The following is a 24354-nucleotide window of genomic DNA, read 5'->3' as shown; positions in this document are numbered from 1 at the left end:
CTCCCACGCTTGACGCTGCTCACCCGGAAGCTGACGATGTGCCCTTGTGCACCGTGTAGCGGCGTGCACAGGTGCGCCGCTGATGCGCCGCCCTCTGCACATCCGGGCCTCCCTCCTTCCCTCGGAACGGCCGAAGGGGCTGGCATCCGCGGTGCACTGTCCCGACGATGCTCGTGGGACCTGGCCAGGTGCCACGCCGCTGCTGATTCTCGAAAGGGTTGTCCATGCATTTGGAGTCCGCGGAGTCCGTCCTCGTCCTCGTCCTCTTCGTCCTCCTCCTGGGACCCGCGGCCTTCGTGGGGGGGCTCATCTTGATGCTTTCGAAGCGCCACTCCGGAGGCATCCGTGTCCTCGGGGGGGCCGTGACGCTCTTCGGCACCGCGACGATGGGGGGCGTGGCCTGGCTCATCAATGAGATCGCCTCCACCAACTTCTCGAAGGGGCGGGTCCTTCGCCTGCGGGGGCGAACTCGCGTGGCTCGCCGGGCCCTGGGTGAGGGCTGGGCGGATGACGCGGTTCCGGAGGTCTCGGGGCTCACGCCCTGGCAGCGAACCGTGCTCGGGGAGGTGTGGATGTACTCGGCGGGCCTGGAGCACGCGTCAGTTCCAGCCTTCTCGAAGTTGTCGCTCAAGCTCTCCGCCCTGGGAGCGCCCTCGGAGCTGCTGGAGGACTGCCACCTGGCGGCCCTGGATGAGGTCCGTCATGCCAGGCGGTGCTTCGCGCTCGCCAGGGCCTACTCGGGGGTGCGCTGGACGGCGGGAACGCTTCCGGAGCTCGAACAGGGAAGCGCCCCGCCTTCTCCGGCAGGCACGGGGGACCCCTGGTCCCGGCTGGTGCGCGGGTCGCTGCTGGATGGGTGCCTGGCCGAGGGGATGGCCTCGCTGGTCGCGGGCGAGGGCGCGATTCGGGCCACGGACCCCGTCGTGCGGGAGACCTTGTCGGTCATCTCCGAGGATGAGGGGCGGCACGCGGAACTGGCCTGGGACGTCATCGGCTTCGCCCTGGAGCGGGGCGGTCGGAGCGCGAAGGAGGCCTTGCGCCAGGCCCTCCCGGCGCTGGAGTCGCAGCAGACGCCCGCGCTCCCCCGCATCCCGGGTGTCGACGAGGACTTCCTCGCGCGCAACGGTGTGCTGCCCCAGGCGGAGCTGGGGCGGCTGATGGCGGTGTGCATCGAGCGGACGCGCGCCCGGGCGGAGGCGCTGCTCGAGCCGTCGAGCCTCCCGGTGTGGCATGGCCCCATCGACATCCTGGGCGTGCCCGCTTCGTCTTCGCGCGACGCGGTGCCCGTGGAGGCCGCACCCCGGACCCCGTGACTCTTGGATTGGGCGGACTCCCCGGTCGACGGGAGCCCGCCATTCACCCGGCGGTAGACGCCCTGGTCAGTTGAATCGTGGTGGACGGGTACACCGGCTACAACCCGGTGACGCTGCCGGACGGGCGCGTGCGCGTCGGCTGCTGGGCGCACTGCAGGCGCCGCCTCTTCGATGCGCTCGCCACCGCCCCCGAGGCCCTGGACCTCATCGCCGTCCACCGACGCTTGCAGCTCCTCGTACCGCTGGCCCCGCCAGGAGAGCTCGAGCCGCTTCGGCCCGCCCTCCTCCCATGGGAAACGCCGGGGGTGCATGGGGTCCCCTGAATTTCGCCGGAATTATCACGGCCCGCCGCTTCCGCCGTCCTCCGTCGGGCCCACAACCCCTTGAAATCTGGACCATTACATCTCATGGCCTTCCATCTTCACCGGGTTTTTTCGTTTTTTTGGGACGAGGGAGAATTCGCGGCCTCTTCACAAGGCCCCATGACTCCAGAATCCTCCCATCGCTCCGCCTCCCTCCCGGTGAATGACACGGCCCGCCGAGGCCCGAGGGTCGCGATCGCGCTCGGTGCCGTGGCCCTGCTGGCGGCGGTGGCGCTCCTCTCCCGTGGCTCTTCCCAGGAGGGCGGCACGCCCGCGGCGTCCCAGGCCGCGGCCCCCCAGCCCTCGTCCACCGGCCCCGGGAAGGCCGGGCACACCGCTCCGGGCCAGAGCGTGCAGGCCGAGTCGAAGCCCAAGCAGTTCAACACCACCGTCTGCTGGGAGGACCTGGAGCGCTTCAATGACGCGGTGACCCTGGAGACGTTCCGCGAGTGGGCCGGGCCCCTGCTCGCCGTGAAGGATCCACTCGTCCGCGAGTACCTCATGGGGCGGCTGGGCGAGCTCATCGGCGATGACGAGGGCCGCGCCAGTGAGGTGCTGGGCTGGGCGCGAGAGGCCTCGCCCGCGGAGTTCAAGCTGTTCATGGGCGGCCTGCGCAACTCCAAGGCCCTGCCCAGGATGGCCTCGCAGCTCACCGAGCTCGGGCTCGACGAGAAGCTCGACCTGGGGCGGCGCGCGGGCTTCCTGGACGAGCTGCAGCGCATGCCCCGGCTGGAGCCGGCGGCGCTCGACAAGCTCACGACCTTCGCGCAGGACGCCTCCTCGGGCGAGGCCGGCTGGGTCACCACACGCGCCATCGGCCGGGTGATGCAGGAGGACTTCAAGAAGAGCGGCAACTTCAAGCCCTACCTCGACAAGCTCCTCACCATCGGCACCCAGTCGGCGGATGAGCAGGTGCGCTACCTCTCGCTCGAAATGGGAATGACCGCCGATGCGCCGCTCGACACGCAGGCCATGGAGCGGCTCGGCAAGCTGCTGGCCACCGAGGGCAGCGAGGACGTCCGCATGATGGCCGCGCACGAGCTGTCCATGTCCGAGGACAAGTCCCAGGCGCTGGACCTCTACGGCAAGAACTTCGAAATCGAGAAGGACCTCTGCGTGCGCTGGGCCCTGTTCCGCTTCGCGGCGCGCACCGCCGGCAAGGACGCGCTCCCGGTGATGGCGAACATGGCCATGACGGACCCGCGCTTCCAGGGCATCTACCAGGAGTTCGAGAAGCTCTACGCCAGCGGCATCGTCGATTTCGGGCGCATCTGGTTCTCCCTGTCCACGGACGACCCCTTCGGCTGCCTGGACCGCCACGAGGAATGAGTTCCGGAGCCCACCCATGACACGCGCCTTCCTTCGCATGAACGTGCTCCCCACCCTGACGCTCACCGTGTGCCTGCTCGCGCCGGCCCTGGCCTCCGCGCAGCAGTCGGCCTCGTCGCACGAGGCCCCCGCCCCCAAGCCCACGACGTGCTCGGTCGAGGGACTGATGGACTCCATCCGCCGCGGGATGAACTCGAAGTCCGAGGCCTACAAGCTCTACCTGCGCACGCTGCTGCGCGAGTCCGCCGTCAACCTGCCCCTCGCCGAGCTCCAGGCCGCCTTCGAGCGGGAGTACGACCCCGTCATGGTGGAGCACCTCGCGGCCGCCCTGGTGGCGCGCACCGAGCGGGGCCTGGAGGACGAGGCCTTCCAGCAGGTCGCGAAGCGGGCCCTGGAGGACAGGGACCCCAGCCTGCGCGCCGCCACGGTCCGCGCCATGCGCCGCACGGGCGCGCTGGAGCGCAGCGGGGAGATGTTCGAGCGCCTGGTGAGAGATCCCTCGCCCGAGGTGCGCATGGAGGCGGCGACCAACCTCGTCGAGGACACCGAGCACGTCTACGGCGGGCACCATGGCCCGGCGGCGAATACCGCGGTGGCGGCGGCCGCGGCCTCGAACGACCCGAAGGTGACGGCGAAGGTGCTCGGCCAGCTCATGACCGGGGAGATCAGCTCCGACTCGGCGCGCAAGCTCGAGCATCTGCTGGGCAGCGACTCCGCCGAGGTCCGCGCGGCGGCGTCCACCGCGCTCGGCGGCGTGCCCGTGGCGGAGATGGCCAACGCCCGTCAGGCGCTGACCGGCATGTACCGCGACGAGAAGGACCCCACGGTCCGCAAGGCCATCATCCAGAGCATCGCCCGGCTCGGCTTCTCCGGCGCGGTGCCCGAGCTCCAGCGGTTGCGCGGTGTCGACCCGCGCATGGCGCCGGAGATCGACAGCTGGATTCGAGTCCTCAACATGAACCACCAGGATTGGAGCCTGATCCTGAGGGAGAAGCAGCGGCAGCAGCAGGCTCGGTAGCGACCCCCCCACTGGGGCCGGCCCACCGGTCCAGAGGAACAACGATGCGTAAGGCAATGAAGACGACGCTGGCAGTCCTGGCTTCCCTGGCGTTCATCCCCACGACGGCGCTCGCGGTGCGCGTCGGCTCGCCCTTCCCGGGCGACGTGACGGCCACCACGTACTACTCCAGCGGCAGCTTCCACGGCGCGGTGGACATCTCCAGCCGCAACGCCTGCGGCTACTGGGGAGTGGAGACCGGCGTGGTCGGCTCCTACTACTGGAACGTCACCATCCGGACCACCGGCGTCGTGTGCTACGGCAACGGCAGCGGCAACCAGAACGAGGTGAAGCACACCTTCGGCGACGGCCGCGTCATCCGCCAGTGGCACTTCCTCAAGGAGCCCACCTCGTACGACCGCACCTGCGACCGCTGCCAGATCGGCGACGAGGGCGGCACGGGCAACGTCACCGGCCCCCACACCCACATGCAGGTCGACCGCAACGGCAGCAACCTCACCGGCTGGTACTCCGGCTACACCTCGCGCGGTGAGTTCCTCGACCGCGGCGAGACCGTCGGCCACCTCTAGTAGTCAGACGTCAGGGCCTCTCGACGAGGACCCCGGTACAAGCTGGGAGGTGGGCTCCCACCAAGACGTGAGCCCGCCCCCAGTGGCAGTGACGAGCTGTTCCCTCGTGACGCGGTCGCGCTTCTCCACGACGCCAGCGACGGCGCCCATCGTGAGCTCGACCGCCACGCCCTGCTAAGCCTGCGCGACGCCGCCCGCCTCGAGCGCAAGCTCGTCGACGGCGAGCTCGTCCGCGGTGTGATTGAGCGCGCTTGAGCTCGCCGCGTAGCCATTTCGGCCTTGGGACGCCATCATCGCCCCTGGTGGCGTCCCGGAGCAGGCCTTGATGGGCATCACGCCCGCTGACGGCTCGCAGGCTCCTGACGGATGGCCATCAATCAGCCGGCTTGCTCGCCCATCAGCAGACGTGCGCGTCAACACTCAGCAGCTCTGCCCAGTCCACTCGCGGCGTCCTCTCCTGTATCCGCACCGTCCTGGCCGATGCCTCAAGCCTCGCGCTCGCCTCCTCCGCGCCTGCTTGGGGGAGCACAGGGCTTCAGCGCACGGCCAGTTCGTGGAAGCCGACACCATCCAGCGCGAGCTTCCGCGCGGAGTCCACCATGCGCTCGCTTGCGACAATCATTGTCGGCCAGTCGAAGCACCGGAACAGGTCCGTGTGCGCTGGTATGGATGCGGCGTCGAGGATGGGAGACTCCGGCATGACGAGACGGGCGTTTCCACACCTGGCACACGGAGACACCCGGTCCGGCGCCAGGCAGTCCGGATGAAAGCGTCCGTGCAGCTCGAGCTGCATTCCGAGCAACTCGGATGGGTTCTTCCCACGGAACCGCACGTCCATGTGGGCGCCGCGAGCGTCCGAACCTCATCCCGCCCGGCCGCCGCCACCGCTTCCTTCTCCCAGGAGTAGAGGGTGGGGACGCTGACGCCCGACTCCTCCCCTCGCCCCCGGCTTGCCCTACACCGCGCGCGCTTCCCCAACATTGAACCAGAACATGCACGGATGGGCGGGTTGTTTTTCCTCTGAACCTCGCCACCTTCGAGGTCCAAGGACCCGCCGGGATCATCCCTCACATGCACATGCGGAGCGCGACGCCGCGTCGCGTAACGCTTGTATGAATGGAGCGTATACATGGATGCCAGCGAGATGCTCCCACAACATAGGGTCGGCCGCCTGCGGCAGCTCCTCGCCACGGACCCACGAACCAACCTCCTCGACGTGGAGCTCAGGATCACGGGCAATCGCCTGTTCATCGCCGGTCGCGTCGAGTCGGACTCGTTACGCGCGGCGGTGGAGCAGGTGGTGCGCGAGGCAATTCCCCCGGAGATGCAGGTCGTGAACAATCTGTCCGTCACGGCCTACGTCCCATGAGAATCGCCGCCGTCGGGGATATCCACGCCGGAGTGGACTCGGCGCCGCTGATCCGGGCCGCCGTCGAGCACTTGCGGGGCCGGGCCGACATTCTGGTGGTGGCCGGCGATCTCACGCAGCACGGCTCTGTCGAGGAGGCCCAGGTCGTGGCTCGCGAGCTCGCGCGCCTCGAGTTGCCGATGTTCGCGGTGCTGGGCAACCACGACTACCACATGGGCGCCGAGCAGGCGATTAGCGCCACGCTCGAGGACGCGGGGGTGCGCGTCCTCGAGGGCAAGGCGGTGGTCTGCGATGTCGATGGCGTGCGGGTCGCGGTGGCCGGGGTCAAGGGGTTCGGCTGCGGGTTCGCCGGCGCGTGCGGCACCGAGTTCGGCGAGCCCGAGATGAAGCTGTTCGTGCGGCGCTCCCGGGAGAGTGGCGAGCAGCTGGCCCGTGCCCTCGCCACCGCGGACGCCAACCTCCACGTCGCGCTCACGCACTTCTCGCCCGTCAAGGACACGCTCCTCGGCGAGCGCCCCGAGATCCACCCCTTTCTGGGCTCGTTCTTCCTGGCCGACGCGATAGACCAGGGTCCGTGCGATGTGGCGTTTCACGGTCACGCGCACAACGGCACGGAGTGGGGGCTCACCGCAGGCGGCGTCCCGGTGCGAAACGTAGCCCGGTTCGTCCTACGTGCCGCCTACAAGGTGTACGAGCTCGACCCGGCGGCGCCACCCGGCTCGCGCCTGCGCTGACCGAGCGACGGACGAGCCCGCTGGCCGAAGCCGGACAGCCTTGCGCGTCGAACTTCCTCCGCGCGCTGGACTGCGGCGCGCCTGGAGCGGTTGCACTGAAGGAGAACTGGCCGCTCCTCGACACCTGGGTGGACGACCGCACAGCTTGCACGAGGGGCTTTGATGGCACCTCTTCGACCGAGGGAGAATTCCCATGAGCGAATCGCCGTACTTGAGCAGCTCTCAAGCTACCGTGAGCCTTGCGGACGAAGAGACGACACTGCGTGTTGTCACCGACACCGTCTTCGGGCTCTGGACCGCCGTGAACAACCTGACCCGGCTTCGGCCGTCACGCCGAACGCGCTACCGCGTCACCATCTTCGGTTCAGCTCGGACGAAGCCTGGCCACTGGGCCTACGACGAAGTCCGGAGAATGGCGGCAGGTCTGACCACGTTGGGTTGCGACATCGTCACGGGTGGCGGTCCAGGGTTGATGGAGGCCGCGAACCAAGGCGCCAGACAGGCTCAGGGCTCCAGCCGGACGCAGTCCACCGGAATCCGCGTGGACCTGCCCTTCGAGCAGGAGTCAAACGCCTTTGTCGAACAAGCCTATGTGCATCAGACGTTCTTCACCCGCCTGCACCACTTCGTCCTGATGTCCGACGCCTACGTGGTCGTTCCAGGAGGAATTGGCACGGCGCTCGAATCGTTGATGGTCTGGCAACTGCTTCAGGTCAGACATCTGCGTGACACGCCACTCGTCTTCGTGGGTGCGATGTGGGGCGGGCTCGTCGACTGGGCACGCACGCACATGCTACGGCCCGGCGACGAGCTCATCAACGCCCCTGACCTGGAGATCCCGCGCTGCGTGAGCGGCGCGGACGAAGCAATTGCGATCATCCGCGAACATCACGCCCGGTGGCAAAGCGACGCCGATGCACAGCCCGCCGAGGAAAGGACACACTGAGGGCGCTGACCGGATGGAAGGCCGAGTCGCAGCGGCTGACGGACGCAACGGGCCTGGCCATCAGCGTCTGCCACTTCCCGCCCGGCGCCGGGCAGCCCAGTGTCAGGCGAGGCATGAGCACGCCCCCGAGGGGTGCCGACGTGGAACGAACGTTCCTTCCGCGCTCGACCCGCGCCGGGAGGCAGGGAGTAAGGCGGGGATGGCCGTCCTGAGTCGTTTTCCGGCAATGGTGGCGGGTGCCGCCCGGGTTCTCACCCGAATTGTCGGGGCGCGAGGGGGGCTTATACAGTGCCGGGTATGTCCAAGCATGGGGGACGTTGGGGCAGCGTCGATGTGGTCATCCTCGCGGCGCTATCGCTGGAGTACGAGGCGGTGCGCCAGGTCGATGCCGGAGCCGTCGAGGGGAGCCAGTGGGAGGAGGAGCGGCGCCCGAACGGCCTCCAGGTGGCATTCCGCGCGTTCCACGGCAAGAAGGGCAGCCGCCCGCTACGGGTCGCGGTGGGACTGACGACTGCCCTGGGCACCGTGGGAACAATCACCGCGTTATTCCCCCTGGTCGAGGAGTACCACCCGAGGTGCGTCGCGATGTGCGGCGTCTACCCTGCGAAGCCTGGGAATACGAACCTGGGCGACGTCCTCGTACCCGACAGGCTGTTCTTCCGCGACATGGGCAAGCAATACCCCAAAGTCGCCCAGCAGGACCTCATGACGTACCACCTGCGCCACGACTGGAAGGAAGCGCTCGAGCACTTCGACTTCCTCGGGCATCTGAAAGACCAGGACTGGTGGAAGAACCGTCCAGTGCCGTTCCCATGGCAGGAGGACTGGTTGTTGATGAGGCTCCACGAAGGTGTTTCAGCGCCATGGACGCATCCAGAGTGCGCGCGGTATTGCCCCGATTGGGAGACGGTCTTCGAGAAACTCGTCTTACACATCCTGGCATTCCCTAGCGGGGAACTCACTCCCAAAGGACGCGAGTTCGCGGAGTCTCTTTCGCACCACAAGGGGCGCACCCCAGGTCTGTTTCCCACAGAAGGGCAACTCCCATTCCGCGTCCACCTCAAGCCCATGGACAGCGGCAGTCCATTCGTCGATGACATGGCCGACTGGGGAGAGGTCACCGGTTCCATGCGCAAGGCGCTGGGCCTGGAGCTGGAGGCCGCCGCGCTCGATGCACTGGCGATGAAGGGCATCATGGGCTTCGGCATCTCCGGGGACGACCCCTTCAGGAAGTACGCGGCCCGGACGTCGGCCGAGTGCGTGCTTGCGTTCCTCCGCGAGCACCTCGATGTGGAGGTGGCTCCCGGCCGCCCAGGTCAGCCCTGATTCTTCACCAGGAATCCAGCCAGAGCCCCTTCTTCGACGCCAAGGAAAGATGGGGGCCCTGTTGCGGGGGAGGGAGGGTGCAGAGGGGCCGAGGAGGGCCGCTGACGGTGGCCCTCGTGCCGGGGCCAACCTCGCACATGCCGTGGGCAAGCCCAGGTGCTCCAGAATCGCCCGCACCGGGGCCGTGACGCTCTTCGGCACCGCGACGATGGGGGGCATGGCCTGGCTCATCAACGCGATCGGCTCCACCAACTTCTCGAAGGGGCGGGTCCTTCGCCTGCGGGGGCGAACTCGCGTGGCTCGCCGAGCGCTTGGGGAGGGCTGGGCGGATGACGCGGTTCCGGAGGTCTCGGGGCTCACGCCCTGGCAGCGAACCGTGCTCGGGGAGGTGTGGATGTACTCGGCGGGCCTGGAGCACGCGTCAGTTCCAGCCTTCTCGAAGTTGTCGCTCAAGCTCTCCGCCCTGGGAGCGCCCTCGGAGCTGCTGGAGGACTGCCACCTGGCGGCCCTGGATGAGGTCCGTCATGCCAGGCGGTGCTTCGCGCTCGCCAGAGCCTACTCGGGGGTGCGCTGGACGGCGGGAACGCTTCCGGAGCTCGAACAGGGAAGCGCCCAGCCTTCTCCGGCAGGCACGGGGGACCCCTGGTCCCGGCTGGTGCGCGGGTCGCTGCTGGATGGGTGCCTGGCCGAGGGGATGGCGTCCCTGGTCGCAGGCGAGGGCGCGATTCGGGCCACGGACCCCTTCGTGCGGGAGACCTTGTCGGTCATCTCCGAGGACGAGGGGCGGCACGCGGAGCTGGCCTGGGACGTCATCGGCTTCGCCCTGGAGCGGGGCGGTCGGAGCGCGAAGGAGGCCTTGCGCCAGGCCCTCCCGGCGCTGGAGTCGCAGCAGACGCCCGCGCTCCCCCGCATCCCGGGCGTCGACGAGGACTTCCTCGCGCGCAACGGTGTGCTGCCCCAGGCGGAGCTGGGGCGGCTGATGGCGGTGTGCATCGAGCGGACGCGCGCCCGGGCGGAGGCGCTGCTCGAGCCGTCGAGCCTCCCGGTGTGGCATGGCCCCATCGACATCCAGGGCGTGCCCGCTTCGTCTCCGCGCGACGCGGTGCCCGTGGAGGCCGCACCCCGGATCCCGTGACTCACGTCCGCGCTCCTATCCGTTCTGCGAGCTGAACCCGGAAGCCTGTATGGAGCCGCTGCCTGCCCCAGCGCCTGGGGAGGCCGAGACCACAGCGGACCCATGGAAGTCCTTCGCATGCATCCAGGCATGCCAGGCATGCAGTCATACAATGGAGGAGTTCTGCGAGAACCTTCCAGGAAGGACGAAGCGACAGCAGAAGCTCAAGGCCCTTTGCTTTGGCTCGTGCTACGCGGGCAAAGCCGCATGCCTCGTATTCTGCCGGGCCTACTTTGGTCCTCCCAGGGAGCCATGAGGTCACGATCCATGCCTGAGAAGGATGAGAACTGGCGTCCGAAATTGAGGCGCATTGAAGACCCGATTGCGGAGGATTGCTGGGAGTATGTTACCCCCTCGGGCAAGCAGCGTATTTCGAGGCTCATGGTGGGCCGCCCGGTGCACTACCCCAAGCGGCGGCTCTGGTATTGCCCGGTACTGATCGAGGGCTACACCAAACCCCGGTTCAGACCGATCTTTGGTATGGGACCTGTGGACTCGCTGATGAACGCGATGACTTTCGTCCGAAAGTTCTTCGAGGAGAATTTCGAGGTGCTGCCCGGAATAAAGCCAGCAAGGCCCCAGCGGCTCCGCCCGCAGGGGGTTGGTAAGCGGTCCACGCCGCAAAGGACGTCCCAGAAGAGACAGCAGGGGAAGGCGCGAACCCAGCGGGCGAAATGAAGATGCCGCTCTTCAGCGCTGCATCGAGGCCAGCCCCGTCAGCGTCATGGCGCGACTGGCCCTGCAGCGTGGTCAGCGCCGATTGAGCCCCACCAGCGTCGTCATCCCGGTGTTCGGCATGCTCCGGAACGGGTGATCGGCATCGGCCGGAATCGCTGCTCGGCATGGCCGGAATACGCACGAAGAAGTGCATCCACCCACAACTCCTGCCAGTGTGGCCGCATACACCACAAAGACAGGCTTCGTGACGTCACGTAGATTGAAGCCTAAGGCACTAGAGCCGGGGGGAATCGGATGCCAATCGATCCAAGCGCATCGAAGTGGTTTATTGGCGCGCTCGTCTTGTCGCTCCTGCTGTCGTGCGGTCAGCCGCACGGTAACGAGCCCAAGCCGGTGGATGACAATCCTAATGAGCCGGAGCCTGCCACACAGGTTTCGCCTGATGCGGTCGTACTCGACTCCACGGCGGTGCTCACATCTGACGCCGAGGGCCAGATAAGAGTGATCGCAGCTCGCGCACCCGCCAACCTGAAGGCGGGCTCCCTGGTCGTGAGCGACAAGGATGAAGGCATCCTGCGCCGAGTCACTTCGATCACCGAGAGTGGCAGTGAGCGAATCCTGCAGACAACTCCCGCTTCCCTCGCCGACTTGATTGAGACGGGAACATTCGAGACCTCGATTCCCCTGGCGCCAACGGCCGAGGGTGGCGCGCTTCCAAACACACCGGCCGAAGCGTTCGCCGCGGCGGACGCACGCCTGTCGCAGTTCGAGTATCTCGCTCCTGGACTTCGAGTCATCCGCCCGGAGGGCGCAACCAATTTTTCATTTGAATTCAGTGGAATCGACCTCATTGACGAACCTGGAGTCAAATTCACTCTTGGCCGAACGCGCGTGGATTTTGGCGCGAACATGGACATCTCGGCTGGATATCGTGAGCATACTCCGGCGTGGCAGAGCGTGATCCTGAATGGAATGGTGCAAGCCTCGGTTGGATATTCCCTTTCGACCACGCATGAGTCGTCATGGTCGAAAAGCCACACGCTTGCCACCTACAAGGTTCCTATCAGGGGCTTGATCGGCGTGGTTCCGGTTCTAGGGACCGCCACTGTGAGCCTTGTCGTCGAGGCTTCCGTGAAGACAAATGCGTCGCTCACATACACCCAGAGCTATGTCAAGCGGGTCGACTTCCGTGCGGGCATGCAACATGACGGCGGCGAATGGAGTAGCATTGAGGACTTGCGCTCGAGTCCGGCCACAAGCGTGCACTCCATTGACGGTGCAGGCGGCGCGCAAGTCGCATTAAAGATATACCCACGCGTGCTTGTCAGCTTCTATGGTGTCGGTGGCCCATTCGTGCGTGTTGGCAAGACGCTGACGACCTCGGTGAAACTCCAGACTGACTCCACGCAGAATCTCAGGCTGGCGGAGATGAAGGGAGTGCTCTCTACGGAGGTCGCCATTGGTGGCGAGTTCCACATCCTCGGGACGCGCAAGTTCGAGTATTCCGGCGAGTTCCTTCCCGAGACAGTGTTCCACAGGGAGCGCAGGGAACCACTCGTGAACGTGCTGATTCCTTCTTCCGGATGGTTGGAACTCGGCCTGGGCCGCACGGGCCGCATTGAAGTTCTCGCCTATGGTACCGAGGGAGAGGTGACAAACGAAGTCAAGCTTGCATGGTCCAGCAGCGACCCTGGCATCGCGACCGTGGACTCCGAGGGCAATATCACCGCTGTGCGGACAGGGACTGCAGTGATTCTGGCCTCCGTCGGGGACGTCCAGTGCGCCATCTCTTTGCGAGTGAGAGACATTCGGAACTACCGGGTCACCATGAACATTTCAATTGAGTGGTTTGATCATGTTGACAGTCAAGATCGGTCACAGTACCAAGCCGTGACCTGCACGGTTGACCGGATGGCTCGAATTGAAGTGCTTCCCGATGGACGGCTGACCGGGAGGATAACCGGGCCGTTCGTGAGGGTGTGTCCTCACAACAACGCCCATCTCATCATGTCAGAGCAACAGACGGTATTCGGGACGTTGAGTGGGAACTTTGCACGCGCGACCATTGACTCCATCCAGGAAGAATACGAAGGCCCGTTCGACCCCGAGGGGTTTCGCTGGCAGAACCTGGAGACCTACTCCGACCCCAATCACTACCCCTTTCGAAACTATGTCAATATCGTCACCGGGGTCCGCGCGGAAGATGCTCAAGTGATGCCGGAAAGCCCGTTCGAAGATTGAAGCCCCGTCCACCGAACGGCGGCTCAAGCTCGGCAGGCCTGAGCCCGCTCGAGGTTGTGGCGCACCGTCCCTCGCAGCACGTTGCTGGTATCCGTACGGCGGACGACGTGCCGGACTGATTGAAGACGGACGGATGCTGTGCTCGGCGGTGGTCGCGAGCCTGGGCGTGAGCGGTCGGACGTGAGCGAGGGGCTCAGCAGGAGTCGGCGGCGCGCAAGCGCTTCCACTCGTGCGGCAGCAGCTCGCCGATGCGGGACTGGGGGTGGGTCTGCACGCACAGCAGCACGTCTGCGAGATATTCCTCCGGGTTGACGTCGTTGACCTCGCAGGTGGCCACCAGCGCGTAGAGGCCGGCGAGGTTCTCGCCGCGGCTTCGTGGCCGACGAAGAGGAAGTTCTTGCGGCCCAGAGCTGCCTTCCGCAGGGCACCTTCGCTCCGGTTGTTGTCCAACGGCAGGCGCTCATCCGAAACGAAGCGGCCCAGCGCTTCCCACTGCTTCAGCGCGTAGGAAATGGCCTGGCCCAGTGGCCCCTTCGGTGGGTGCCGTGGGGCCTGCTGCGTCAGCCAGGCGCGCAGTTGCTTGAGGACGGGCACGCTGCGCTGCTGGTGCAGTTCGCGGTGGGCGGTCGTGCGCACCACTTCCGCGTCGCGCGCGAGGGCCTCCACCCGGTAGAGGGACAGGATGAGGTCCATGGCCTCGCTGTCCTCGGGAGAGGTGGCGAGCGCGTCGAAGAAGCGCCGTCGCACGTGAGCCCAACATCCGACGCGCACGCGCCCATCGGGCAGCGTCACCGCGTTGTATCCGGTGTACCCATCCACCACGAGGGCGCCCACGGTACCGCGTGCGCAGGCGCAGCCCCCGGCGCCCAGCGAACTCACGCTGCGTCTGCCCGCTCGCTTCGAACTCCTCGGCGATCCGCAGCCACTCCGGCTTCTCGACTCTCTTCTGCACCCGAAGAGGGATGACCTGAACCGCTCATCCGCTCAAGGCCTCGCAGCACGTCGTCCGTCGTACAGATACGAACAAGGCGGTGGTGATGGGATGGGTGGCACGCGTGTCCCGAGGCCATCCCGCGCGGCTCTCCTTCGAGGTGAGCTGTCAGACGTGCGTCGCAAGCAGCCATCCGTGAGGCCGCTGACAGTGTCGTGCTCCTCGCCCATCGGCCTGAAGGGCATATAAAACGTCACCTTCCGGGCCAATCCAGAGCCGGTCATTGGGCACATCCATTTCAATAGGCAACCCAGTCCTGTTAGACTAACGGGCGATAAGGCTTCACAGATAGAGTTTTCGATCGGAGCGCACTGGTCTGCATATCCCCATAGGGGCTCCTGTGCTTCGGACCCATAGCCAACGCTCGGTCGCCTCATGGGTTTAGCTGGATTGGATTCACCACCAACACTGGCCGGAAGGGGATTTCGCATGGGCGATTCAAAAAGAGGTGTCTGGAGAGGTCCGCTTCATCCATCCCTCTTGTTACTCGGCGCGCTTTACCTGGGCGGCTGTGGGTATGCCGACGAAATGCCCACAGAGAGCGCCGTTCCATCGCAGGAGAATGTCGATCTGACGCGCTCCGCGACTGCGCAGTCGCTGCCGTCCAGAATGGCCGCGGGGCAGGAGCACACCCTGGTTGTCAAGCCGGATGGCACCGTCTGGGCCACGGGCTCTAATGTGTATGGGCAGCTCGGAGATGGAACGAACACGGATCGCACGACCTTCGTCCAGGTCCAGGGCTTGAGCCATGTGGTGTCGGTGGCCGCCGGGCTCTCGCATTCACTCGCGTTGCGTGCGGACGGCTCGGTCTGGGCGTGGGGTTCCAATAGCGCGGGCCAGCTCGGCGATGACTCGGGCGTGGACAGCGCCGTTCCGGTGCAACTCCCGGGACTGACCGGGGTGCGGGTGCTTGGGGCTGGCGCGGAGCACTCCCTGGCCGCGAAGGCAGATGGAACGCTCTGGGCCTGGGGCGCCAACTGGGATGGTCAACTGGGCATTGGCTCCACGACCACGCGCACCACGCCGGTAAAGGTCGGTACGACCCTCGTCAATGCCGTAGCCCTGGCGGGAGGCAGCTCCCACTCACTGGCGTTGCGCTCCGATGGCACCGTGCTGGCCTGGGGTGCCGGTTCCAGTGGACAGCTGGGGAACGGGTCGACGGCCCGTCGGCTCACGCCGACCGTGGTGCCCGGCCTGACTGGAGTGGTATCGATCTCTGCGGGTGACAGCCATTCGCTGGCCCTCTTGGCGGGCGGCATTGCACGTGCGTGGGGCAACAATGCGTATGGGCAGCTGGGGGATGGGACAAATATCAACAGGCTCTCGCCGGTGTCGCTTCCCACCCTGAGTGGTCTGGTGTCCATTGGCGCGGGATTGAGTTCGTCCATGGCCACGCGCGCGGACGGGACTGTCTGGTCGTGGGGCTCCAATGCCTATGGCCAGCTCGGAGATGGAACGCGGGTGGACCGCGCCACACCGGTGCAAGTGAGCGGCTTGAGCCAGGGCCAGAGGGTGGCCATGGGCAGCACACACTCGCTCGTGATGCACGCCTCGGGAACGGTCTGGTCCTGGGGGGGCAACTTCCTGGGCCAGCTAGGAGACGGCTCATTGGTGGACAAGGCCTTTCCCGCGCCGACGAATATCCACTCGGGTTGGGGAGGCGCCTGCGGAGGGGGCAGATTCTCACTGTTTCTACGCCCCAATGGCTCACTCTGGGCTGCGGGTAACAATGCCTCGGGCCAGCTCGGAGATGGAACGACGAACGATAGCTCGACCCCTATTCACATCCGGAGCCTGAGCAACGTCGTGGACGTGGGCTGCGGAGACGCGCATTCCCTCGTGGCCCTCGCGGATGGCTCGGTCTGGATCTGGGGCAGTTTCTACACGCCCATTCCCACGAAGATCACCGAGCTGAGCAACGTGGTCGCCGTCTCGGCGACCTTGTACAGCTCGGCCGTGCTCAAGGCGGATGGTACAGTATGGAGCTGTAGCAGCTATGGCTTGAACCAGACGCCCACCCAGGTGCCGGGATTGACGGGAGTGGTATCCCTGTCGAGCGGGGCCGATCACACCCTTGCGCTGCGCGCGGATGGATCGGTCTGGGCGTGGGGCAGCAACAACAACGGCCAACTGGGGGATGGGACGACCGCTACGCGCAATGTTCCCGTGCAGGTGAGCGAACTGACCCAGGTGGTAGCCGTGCAGGCGGGGGGATACCATTCCCTGGCGCTTCGCGCGGATGGCACCGTCTGGGCCTGGGGTTCCAATGCCTACGGCCAATTGGGCAACGGCTCCAACGCTACCCGGTACACACCTGGGCAGGTTCCAGGAATGACGGGAGTGACGTCAATCTCGGCGGGCGGCTGGCACAACCTGGTGCAGCGCACGGATGGATCGATCTGGGCCTGGGGCTCCAACAATGCGGGTCGGTTAGGGGATGGAATGACCCTCGACCGCTACTCCCCCGTGCAATTGACGGCAGCAGCGAACATGTTGTTCGTGCGCGCTTGTCGCTACCATTCAATCGCACAAGCGGCCGATGGGGCCTTCTGGGCGTGGGGCTCCAACATCGTCGGGCAGCTGGGCAATGGCCTCTCCGATCAACGGACCGCACCCGTCATGCTCTCCAGTCTGACGAACGTGGTGGAGGTCGCAGCGGGGTACTGGCACGCCTCCTTGGCGCTGCGGGCGGACGGGTCTGTCTGGAATTGGGGGTATTTGGGCTATGAACAGAGGACGCCCGTGCCAGTGAGTGGCTTGACCAACGTGGTGGACATCGCGGTAGGCAGCTATCACTTCATGGCCCTGCGCTCGGACGGGACCGTATGGACCTGGGGCTTCTCCAACAATGAGGGTCAGCTTGGAGATGGAACCACCTCTCCGCGGATGGTACCGGCTCCCGTGCCTGGTCTGACAGGCGTGATAGCCATTGCCGCGGCGGATGAGCACTCCCTGGCCGTGCGCGGCGATGGTACGGTTTGGGCGTGGGGCTACAACGGGTCGGGGCAGCTCGGTGACGGCACGTGGACCAGCCGCTTGATTCCCACCCAGGTGAAGGATCTGTCCGGGGCCGTCTCCGTAGCGGCGGGGTATTTCGGATCGTTGGCGGTGGCGGGAAATGGCAGGGTCTGGCAATGGGGGTCGGGAACCCCATTGCCTGTTCAGGTCGCGAATCTTTCGGGCATCGTGGAGGTCGCGTCCGGAGCTGGGCATTCCCTCGCGCGAAGCGCGGACGGAACCCTCTGGGCCTGGGGCTCGAATTCCAATGGACAGGTAGGTGATGGAACGACCACCGATCGGAGTGCGCCGGTTGCTGTCTTGAGCGGAGTCAGGGCCATGGGTACGGGGAACTGGTCCTCCTACGCGTCGCGCGTGGATGGCTCCCTGTGGACCTGGGGCCAAAACGATTTCGGCCAGCTCGGGGATTCGAGTACGACAACAGGCACGTCCCCCGGGCAGGTCTTCGGCCTGAGCGCCATCGTCAACTTGGCGGGTGGGTGGGGCCAATCGCTCTTCCAATCGGTCGACGGCACCGTTTGGGTATCGGGGCGCAACACCTCCGGGGAGCTGGGTGATGGCACCCCGTCGGCGAATCAATACGCTCCCGCCCGAGTCCTCCTGCCGCCGCTGAATTGATGCAAGATTTCGCCGTGTCCCGTCACGACGACCTGCGTTCCTCCTGACCCTCGGGGGCTGGCCGCGATCCGCTACTTCGCCTGGGCTTTGCCGGAGTGGCAGCGCGCGCCGTACCCTAGGGGCCCAGGGCCCCTTGGCTGTCAGACGTGCGCCGCCAGCGGCCCTTCGTGAGGCCGCTGGCGGTATCGTGCTCCTCGCCTGTCGACCTGAAGGGCATAGAAACCCACGCGCGTCATGGTGAACGACACCGGCGACACGCTGCCGCCCTTGATCAGGACGACGGCCGCTCAGGACATCTGGAAGACGCGGAGCAGCGCGAGCGCGCGCTGCAGGTCACCGACGACGGAGATCTTCCCCGCACCGAAGAGCGACATGGCCTCGCTTGGGTCGTTGTAGAGCCGCTGGAAGTCGCTCTCGGAGAGCGAGAGCGAGATATCCGGCGTGCCCCGGCCCTCGTACACGGTGGGCTGCGGGCGCGACAGGTCCAGGGTGAAGGTCCGCGTGCCGCTCAGGCGCAGCTCGTACACTCCGCCCATCGTCCGGGCCTCCTCGGCGTTGCGCTCCAGGGCCGGCTTGATCCGCTCGAGCAGCAGCGCTTCCAGGGACAGGTCCACGGCCGCCTCGGTCCCCGTCTTGAAGAAGATGCGGTCCTCCAGCACCAGCGCGTCCAGCGCGCAGCCGAGGAAGAACTTGATGGCGTCCGCGGGCGTCTCGACGATGGGCATGCCCTTGCGGTTGAAGGAGGTATTCAGCAGCACGGAGATGCCGGCGACCTCCTTGAAGTCCTTCAAGAGCCGGTAGTACGCGGGGGACACGTCCTCGGTCACCGTCTGGATGCGGGCCGAGTTGTCCTGGTGCACCACGCTGGGCAGGCGCGAGCGCCACTCGGGGCGCACCGGCGCCACCAGGATCATGTACGGACTCTCGTAGTCGCAGTCGAAGTAGGTGGAGCAGTCCTCCTTCAGCACGGACGGGGCGAAGGGGCGGAAGTCCTCGCGGAACTTCACCTTCGAGTTGATGAAGTCGCGCATCTCGGCCCGGCGCGGATCCGCCAGGATGCTGCGGTGGCCGAGCGCCCGCGGGCCGAGCTCCGAGCCGCCCTGGAACCAGCCCACCACCTTGCCATCCGCGAGCAGCTCCGCGGTGCGCCGGGAGACGTCCTTCACCGGCTCTTCCTTCAGATGCTCGCCGTGCTGCTTCACGGCCTCCTCGACCTCGTCGCGGCGGTAGTGTCGGCCGAACGCCGAGGCGCCCGTGGCCTTCACCCGCTCCCGCTTGAGCACCTCCAGCCAGCCGTAATACGCGCAGCCCACCGCCAGGCCGTTGTCGCCCGCCGCCGGCTGGATGAACATGTTCTTGTAGCGCGTCTGCGTGCGGATGAGCCGGTTGGCCACCGCATTGAGCGCCACGCCGCCCGCGTAGACGAGGTTGTCCGACGGGGACACCTCGTAGCGATGGTTCACCACGTAGAGGATGGCTCGCTCCACCTCGCGCTGCACCCACCACGCGAAGTCCGCGTGCTCCTGGAAGTGCTCCTTGAAGTCGGTCTTGTTGCGCGCCGGGCGCTTGAAGCGCTCCTGCCAGTCGTAGCGCACGAAGGCGCGGCCGTCCTTCAGGTCGAAGATGGGGAAGTCATGCTGGCCGGGGCGGCCGTAGGGCGCCAGGCCCATCAGCTTCCCAGGGTCCTCGAAGCCCGCGAAGACGTAGGTGCTCGCCGCCAGATACATGCCTCCAATGGAGTGCATGGTGCTGCCAGGCCGCAGGGGGTAGTTCTTGAGAACGAGGCCTCCCTCGGAGAAGTCCTTGTACACGGGGCGCAGCCGGCCCTGCTCGTAGCGGTAATAGCTGTCCTTCTCGTAGAAGAGATGCCCCAGCTTCGCGGGCGGGACTTCCGGGAGGGTGCACCCCTCCAGGTCGAGGCAGTCGTCGTAGGAGCTGCCACAGCCGTCGATGATGAGCACCGCGGCTTCGTCGAACGGCGAGGCGCCAATGGCGCTGTAGGCATGCGCCAGGTGGTGGGAGATGGAGACGATGGGGACGTTCGTCCCCTTCACGATGCGGGGGCCGCGGTACCAGTCGTCAGCGCCCAGGAGCATGCCGAAGTTGTCGTTCTGCACGACGGCGGCCACGTCGTCGATGGTGATGCCCTCGGCCTGCAGGCAATAGCTCACCGCGTCCGAGTCGTTGCCTCCATCGTGCTTGCGCCGGGTGATGCGCTCCTTCTCGATGGCCACGCAGATTCGCCCGTCCTTGATGAGACATGCCGAGCCATCGTGTGAGAGGCCCGTACCAAGGACATAGGTGGGTCTGGTGCTCCGAGTCATGCGTGGGTTCTCCGGGTTGAGAGCACCTTGATACTAGCTGTATCGTGCCGCGCGACCACCAGCCCCACACAAATTACTCGACGCCAACGCGGGCGCACGGGCGGATTCTCCATGTTTCCCCTCACCCTCGATCCACCCACCCCAGACACGTCACTTCTCGACTGGGTCGAAACACACGGCGAGCGCTGGCGCACAGCACTCCTGGAGCATGGCGCAGTGCTCTTCCGGGGCTTCCGCTTCGGGGGACCCGAGGACTTCGAGAAGCTCTCCAGCGCGGTCTACGCGGACCCACTGCGCTACGTCTACCGCTCCACGCCACGCACGGAGGTGGGCCGCGGCGTCTACACCGCGACCGAGTACCCGCGACAGGAGACGATTCCGCAGCACAACGAGAACGCCTACTCGGACAGCAGTCCGATGAACCTGTGCTTCCACTGCGTCACCCCCGCCGAGCAGGGCGGAGAGACGCCGCTGACGGACAACCGGCTGACCACCGCGCGCATCCCCGAGCCCATCCGGCGGCGCTTCGAGGAGCGACGCATCATGTACGTCCGCAACTACGGGCCGCGGGTGGACCTGCCCTGGCAGGTGGTGTTCCAGACGCAGGAGCGCTCCGAGGTCGAGGCGTACTGCCGGGCGCATGGCATCGAGTTCGAGTGGAAGGACAAGGACGGCGCTCGACTGCGCACGCGCCAGGTGCTGCCCGCCGTGGCCCGGCACCCCCGCACGGGAGAGACGTTCTGGTTCAACCAGGCGCACTTGTTTCACGTGAGCAGCCTGGCCCCCACCGCGCAGCAGGCCATGCAGATGCTCTTCAAGAAAGAGGACCTGCCTCGCAACGCCTACTACGGCGACGGAAGCGAGATTGACGTGGCCGACCTGGAGGCCATTCGCAAGGCCTACCAGGACACCCTCGTCACCTTCCCCTGGCGGAAGGGGGACGTGCTGCTGGTGGACAACATGCGGGTGACCCATGGACGCAAGCCCTACGAGGGCACGGGCCGCAAGGTGCTGGTGTCCATGGGGGACTGCTACGCGGCCGGCCTGAAGCCGATCCACAGCGATTCGTGACCATGGCGACTACCCCTGAGCAGAAGCGTGCGCGGCTCGCCGAGCTGCTGCGCGAGAAGAGCCGTTCCTCCCACCGTGCCCCGGCGTCCTTCTCCCAGGAGCGCATGTGGGTACTGGAGCGGCTCGACCCCGGCAGCGCCACCTTCAACCAGCCCATCGCCGTGCGGCTGTCCGGCGAGCTGGACGAGGACGCCCTGCACCGGACGCTGCAGGAGCTGGTGCAGCGGCACGAGCCGCTGCGCACCACCTTCGTCGAGCAGGATGGCCGGGTGCAGCAGCACATCGCCGCCTCCGTGGAGGTGGCCCTGCCCGTGGTGGGCGTGCAGGGCGCCGCCGGGGGCGAGGCGGAGGCCTGGCGCAGGCTGCAGGCCCAGGCGCGGCAGCCCTTCGACCTGGAGAAGGGCCCGCTGCTGCGCACGGTGCTGTACCGGCTGGACGCACGCGAGCACCTGCTGCTGCTCAACCTGCACCACCTCGTCTCCGACGGCTGGTCGCTGGGAGTGCTCGTCCAGGAGGTGGCCGCGCTCTACGGCGCCTTCTCCCAGGGCAGGCCCTCGCCGCTGTCGCCGCTGCCCATGCAGTACGCCGCGTTCGCGGACTGGCAGCGGGACTGGCTGAAGGGCGAGGTGCTGGACTCGCAGCTCTCCTGGTGGCGCCAGCGGCTGGACGCGGACGCGGTGCTGGAGCTGCCTCGCGACAAGCCCCGGCCCGCCGTCGCCAGCGCCCACGGCGCGCGCCACACGGTGGTGCTGCCGCCCGGCCTGCTCCAGGCCCTCGAGGAGCTGGCGCGGAGCCAGGGCCGCACGCTCTTCCCGGTGCTGCTCGCCGCCTGGCAGGTGCTGCTGGCGCGCTACAGCGGCCAGGAGGACGTGGTGGTGGGCTCGCCCGTGGCGGGCCGCAACCGCGCCGAGCTGGAGGGCCTCATCGGCCTGTTCGTCAACACGCTGGCCCTGCGCGCGGACCTGTCCGGCGACCCGTCCTTCCTGGAGCTGGTGGACCGGGTGCACGCGTTCAACGTGGACGCCTTCGCGCACCAGGACGTGCCCTTCGAGAAGGTCGTGGAGGCCTTGCGCCCCGCGCGCCAGCCAGGCGTCTCTCCCCTCTTCCAGGTGCTGTTCGCCCTGCAGAACGCGCCGCTGCCCCCGCTGCGCGTGCCGGGTCTCGTCATGGAGGCGCAGCCGGTGGACAGCGGCGCCAGCCAGCTGGACCTGTCCCTGCTGGTAACGAAGGTGTCCCAGGGGCTGCGCGTGGCCCTCGTCTACCGCACGGACCTCTTCGAGAGCACCACGGCGGAGCGGATGCTGCGGCACTTCCAGACGCTGCTGGAGGGCATCGTCGCCGCGCCCCAGAGGCGCCTGTCCGAGCTGCCGCTGATGGAGGAGTCGGAGCTGCGGCAGGTGGTGAAGGAGTGGAACGCCACCGCGACTGCCGTCCCGCGCGAGGCCGGCGTCCACCAGCTCGTCGAGGCGCAGGCACGCCTCACGCCCGACGCGCTCGCCGTGGAGTCCGACGACGCGCAGCTCACCTACCGGGAGCTGGACGCGCGGGCCAACCAGCTCGCCCGCCACCTGCTGCGCCGGGGTGTGCGCTCCGGCGACCGCGTTGCCCTCTGCGTGCAGCGCTCGCCTGAGATGGTGGTGGCGCTGCTGGGCATCCTCAAAGCCGGCGCCGCCTACGTCCCGCTGGCCCCCGACTACCCGCGTGAGCGCCTGGCCTTCATGCTCCAGGACTCCCGCGCCCGGGTGCTGCTCACCCAGGACGCCCTGCGCGGCCTGCTCCCCGAGGGCACCGACGTCGTGTCCCTCGACTCCGGCGACGCCCTCTCGCGCGAGGACGCCTCCGCGCCCGCCGTCACCGTCTCCGCGAACGCCCCCGCCTACGTCATCTACACCTCCGGCAGCACCGGCCTGCCCAAGGGCGTCGTCATCCCCCATGGCGCCCTCGTCAACCACATGGCGTGGTTCCTCTCTGCCTTCGGCGTCACCGCCGCGGACCGGGTGCTGCAGAAGACGCCGCTGAGCTTCGACGCCTCCGTCTGGGAGTGCTGGGCCTCGCTCATGGTGGGCGCGCCCCTCGTGCTCGCACCGCCCGAGGCCCATAGAGACCCGGCGGCCCTGGTGGCGTGCGTGGTGCACCAGCGCATCACCGTGCTCCAGGTGGTGCCCTCGATGCTGCGCTTCATGCTGGAGGAGGAGGGCCTGCGCGGTGCCTCGCACCTGCGCGCGCTCTTCTGCGGCGGTGAGGCCCTGGCCTCCGAGCTGGCCCCGCGCCTGCGCTCGCTGCTGCCCCAGACGCAACTGGTCAACCTCTATGGCCCCACCGAGACGACCATCGACGCGACGTCCGCCGTGGCCACGGGCCAGGAGCGCGGCGCCACCGTGCCCATCGGCCGGCCCGTCGCCAATACGCGCCTGTACGCCCTCGACGCGCGCATGCAGCCGGTGCCGCCGGGCGTGCCGGGAGAGCTGTTCATCGGCGGCGCTCAGCTGGCCCTCGGCTACCTGGACCGGCCCGCGCTCACCGCCGAGCGCTTCGTGCCGGACGCCTTCAGCACGGAGCCCGGCGCGCGCATGTACCGCACCGGCGACAAGGTGCGCTGGAAGGCTGACGGGACGCTGGAGTACCAGGGCCGGCTCGACTTCCAGGTGAAGGTGCGCGGCTTCCGCATCGAGCTGGGTGAGGTGGAGTCGGCGGTGCGCGCGGCGCCCGGCGTGCGCGACGCGGTGGTGGTGGCGCGCGAGGACGTGCCCGGGGGCAAGCGCCTCGTCGCGTACGTGGTGCCCTCCGAGGGCGAGCCCTCCGCGCTGGACGTGGCCGCGCTGCGCGCCGGACTTCAGCAGCGGCTGCCGGCCTTCATGGTGCCCTCGGCCTTCGTGGCGCTGAGCGCGCTGCCGCTGACGCCCAACGGCAAGCTGGACCGCAAGGCCCTGCCTGCGCCGGAGGCGCCCGTGGGGACCTCCACCTCCGCGGCCCCGCGCAACGACACCGAGCAGTTGCTCGCCACGCTCTGGAGCGAGCTGCTGCGAGCGGAGCGCGTGGGCATCCACGACAGCTTCTTCGAGCTGGGCGGCCACTCGCTGCTGGCCACGCAGGCCGTCTCGCGCATCCGCGCCGCCTTCGGCGTGGAGCTGCCCCTGCGCGCCCTCTTCGAGGCACCCACCGTCGCGGGCGTGGCCGGGCTCCTGGGTGCCGCCACCCGGGCCCCGGTTCCGGCCCTCGTCCCGGTGCCCCGCACGGGCGAGCTGCCGCTGTCCTTCGCCCAGCAGCGGCTGT

At 67.4% G+C, this 24354-nt stretch carries 16 protein-coding genes and 2 pseudogenes (1 of these 18 cut by a window edge); 15 read left to right on the top strand and 3 right to left on the bottom strand.

Translation table 11 applies throughout. The features are described 5' to 3' along the window. The first annotated feature begins 224 nt into the window (after window positions 1-224). From ACX9TP_RS21310 to ACX9TP_RS21290, 5 genes and pseudogenes are all read left to right on the top strand, one after another. Window positions 225-1313: a ferritin-like domain-containing protein gene (locus ACX9TP_RS21310; protein ID WP_482981558.1), complete on the top strand. Its 1089-nt coding sequence runs from the start codon at window positions 225-227 to the stop codon at window positions 1311-1313. Window positions 1314-1387: 74 nt separating this feature from the next. Beyond that, window positions 1388-1519: pseudogene (locus ACX9TP_RS21305) on the top strand (IS66 family transposase); the annotation flags it as partial. A 366-nt stretch (window positions 1520-1885) separates the two neighbouring features. Continuing rightward, window positions 1886-3004 carry a hypothetical protein gene (locus ACX9TP_RS21300; RefSeq protein ID WP_482981557.1) on the top strand — a complete coding sequence of 373 codons (1119 nt, stop codon included), beginning with the start codon at window positions 1886-1888 and terminating at the stop codon, window positions 3002-3004. A 16-nt stretch (window positions 3005-3020) separates the two neighbouring features. Continuing rightward, window positions 3021-4022, top strand: a complete 1002-nt coding sequence (locus tag ACX9TP_RS21295) for a HEAT repeat domain-containing protein (RefSeq protein WP_482981556.1) — start codon at window positions 3021-3023, stop codon at window positions 4020-4022. 44 nt (window positions 4023-4066) lie between these two features. Then, the gene (locus ACX9TP_RS21290; protein WP_482981555.1) at window positions 4067-4591 is read left to right on the top strand and encodes a hypothetical protein; all 525 of its coding nucleotides are present in this window, start codon (window positions 4067-4069) and stop codon (window positions 4589-4591) included. Between the two features lie 535 nt (window positions 4592-5126). On the opposite strand, the gene sitI6 is transcribed toward ACX9TP_RS21290, so the two are convergent. Then, the gene (gene sitI6 / locus ACX9TP_RS21285) at window positions 5127-5384 is read right to left on the bottom strand and encodes a SitI6 family double-CXXCG motif immunity protein (protein ID WP_482982204.1); all 258 of its coding nucleotides are present in this window, start codon (window positions 5382-5384) and stop codon (window positions 5127-5129) included. A gap of 351 nt (window positions 5385-5735) precedes the next feature. Between sitI6 and ACX9TP_RS21280 the strand changes: the two genes are divergently transcribed. The 7 genes from ACX9TP_RS21280 to ACX9TP_RS21250 all read left to right on the top strand — a co-directional run bounded on the left by ACX9TP_RS21280 (window position 5736) and on the right by ACX9TP_RS21250 (window position 13059). Further along, entirely contained in the window at window positions 5736-5960 is a 225-nt protein-coding gene (locus tag ACX9TP_RS21280) for a hypothetical protein (RefSeq protein WP_482981554.1), read from the top strand. Beyond that, window positions 5957-6694, top strand: coding sequence for a metallophosphoesterase family protein (locus ACX9TP_RS21275; protein WP_482981553.1), 738 nt, complete (start codon window positions 5957-5959; stop codon window positions 6692-6694). Before ACX9TP_RS21280 ends, ACX9TP_RS21275 begins: the two co-directional genes overlap by 4 nt. 193 nt (window positions 6695-6887) lie before the next feature. Then, entirely contained in the window at window positions 6888-7640 is a 753-nt protein-coding gene (locus tag ACX9TP_RS21270; protein WP_482981552.1) for an LOG family protein, read from the top strand. A gap of 333 nt (window positions 7641-7973) precedes the next feature. Then, window positions 7974-8966, top strand: a complete 993-nt coding sequence (locus ACX9TP_RS21265) for a hypothetical protein (RefSeq protein WP_482981551.1) — start codon at window positions 7974-7976, stop codon at window positions 8964-8966. 295 nt (window positions 8967-9261) lie between these two features. Continuing rightward, complete coding sequence (locus ACX9TP_RS21260) at window positions 9262-10101, top strand: ferritin-like domain-containing protein (protein ID WP_482981550.1); 840 nt, start codon at window positions 9262-9264, stop codon at window positions 10099-10101. A gap of 306 nt (window positions 10102-10407) precedes the next feature. Continuing rightward, entirely contained in the window at window positions 10408-10818 is a 411-nt protein-coding gene (locus tag ACX9TP_RS21255) for a hypothetical protein (protein WP_482981549.1), read from the top strand. 294 nt (window positions 10819-11112) lie between these two features. Beyond that, window positions 11113-13059, top strand: coding sequence for an Ig-like domain-containing protein (locus ACX9TP_RS21250; protein WP_482981548.1), 1947 nt, complete (start codon window positions 11113-11115; stop codon window positions 13057-13059). Window positions 13060-13252: 193 nt separating this feature from the next. On the opposite strand, the pseudogene tnpC reads toward ACX9TP_RS21250, so the two are convergent. Continuing rightward, window positions 13253-13899, bottom strand: a pseudogene (tnpC, locus tag ACX9TP_RS21245) (IS66 family transposase); the annotation flags it as partial. A gap of 679 nt (window positions 13900-14578) precedes the next feature. Between tnpC and ACX9TP_RS21240 the strand changes: the two are divergent. Beyond that, window positions 14579-17686, top strand: coding sequence for an RCC1 domain-containing protein (locus tag ACX9TP_RS21240; protein WP_482981547.1), 3108 nt, complete (start codon window positions 14579-14581; stop codon window positions 17684-17686). Between the two features lie 287 nt (window positions 17687-17973). On the opposite strand, the gene ACX9TP_RS21235 is transcribed toward ACX9TP_RS21240, so the two are convergent. Continuing rightward, the gene (locus ACX9TP_RS21235) at window positions 17974-20010 is read right to left on the bottom strand and encodes a carbamoyltransferase C-terminal domain-containing protein (protein ID WP_482981546.1); all 2037 of its coding nucleotides are present in this window, start codon (window positions 20008-20010) and stop codon (window positions 17974-17976) included. 216 nt (window positions 20011-20226) lie between these two features. Between ACX9TP_RS21235 and ACX9TP_RS21230 the strand changes: the two genes are divergently transcribed. Both ACX9TP_RS21230 and ACX9TP_RS21225 read left to right on the top strand, forming a co-directional pair. Next, window positions 20227-21081 (top strand): TauD/TfdA family dioxygenase, encoded by an 855-nt coding sequence (locus ACX9TP_RS21230; protein WP_482981545.1) that lies wholly within the window; start codon window positions 20227-20229, stop codon window positions 21079-21081. A 2-nt stretch (window positions 21082-21083) separates the two neighbouring features. Beyond that, window positions 21084-24354, top strand: partial view of a non-ribosomal peptide synthetase gene (locus ACX9TP_RS21225; protein ID WP_482981544.1) — the beginning only. The gene runs 24452 nt beyond the window's last position; 3271 of the gene's 27723 nt are visible here — the first part of the coding sequence; it begins with the start codon at window positions 21084-21086; its stop codon lies beyond the right edge, outside the window.

The sequence above is a fragment of the Pyxidicoccus sp. M15 genome, from assembly GCF_056858435.1.
This window is presented reverse-complemented; position numbering and strand designations above follow the sequence as displayed.

What these genes read in the sequence shown, in the direction of transcription:
- ACX9TP_RS21310 (WP_482981558.1), top strand. Translation starts at nt 225, where the DNA reads ATGCATTTGGAGTCCGCGGAGTCCGTCCTCGTCCTCGTCCTCTTCGTC.
- ACX9TP_RS21295 (WP_482981556.1), top strand. Translation starts at nt 3,021, where the DNA reads ATGACACGCGCCTTCCTTCGCATGAACGTGCTCCCCACCCTGACGCTC.
- ACX9TP_RS21290 (WP_482981555.1), top strand. Translation starts at nt 4,067, where the DNA reads ATGCGTAAGGCAATGAAGACGACGCTGGCAGTCCTGGCTTCCCTGGCG.
- sitI6 (WP_482982204.1), bottom strand. Translation starts at nt 5,384, where the DNA reads ATGCAGCTCGAGCTGCACGGACGCTTTCATCCGGACTGCCTGGCGCCG.
- ACX9TP_RS21280 (WP_482981554.1), top strand. Translation starts at nt 5,736, where the DNA reads ATGCTCCCACAACATAGGGTCGGCCGCCTGCGGCAGCTCCTCGCCACG.
- ACX9TP_RS21275 (WP_482981553.1), top strand. Translation starts at nt 5,957, where the DNA reads ATGAGAATCGCCGCCGTCGGGGATATCCACGCCGGAGTGGACTCGGCG.
- ACX9TP_RS21270 (WP_482981552.1), top strand. Translation starts at nt 6,888, where the DNA reads ATGAGCGAATCGCCGTACTTGAGCAGCTCTCAAGCTACCGTGAGCCTT.
- ACX9TP_RS21255 (WP_482981549.1), top strand. Translation starts at nt 10,408, where the DNA reads ATGCCTGAGAAGGATGAGAACTGGCGTCCGAAATTGAGGCGCATTGAA.
- ACX9TP_RS21250 (WP_482981548.1), top strand. Translation starts at nt 11,113, where the DNA reads ATGCCAATCGATCCAAGCGCATCGAAGTGGTTTATTGGCGCGCTCGTC.
- ACX9TP_RS21240 (WP_482981547.1), top strand. Translation starts at nt 14,579, where the DNA reads ATGCCCACAGAGAGCGCCGTTCCATCGCAGGAGAATGTCGATCTGACG.
- ACX9TP_RS21235 (WP_482981546.1), bottom strand. Translation starts at nt 20,010, where the DNA reads ATGACTCGGAGCACCAGACCCACCTATGTCCTTGGTACGGGCCTCTCA.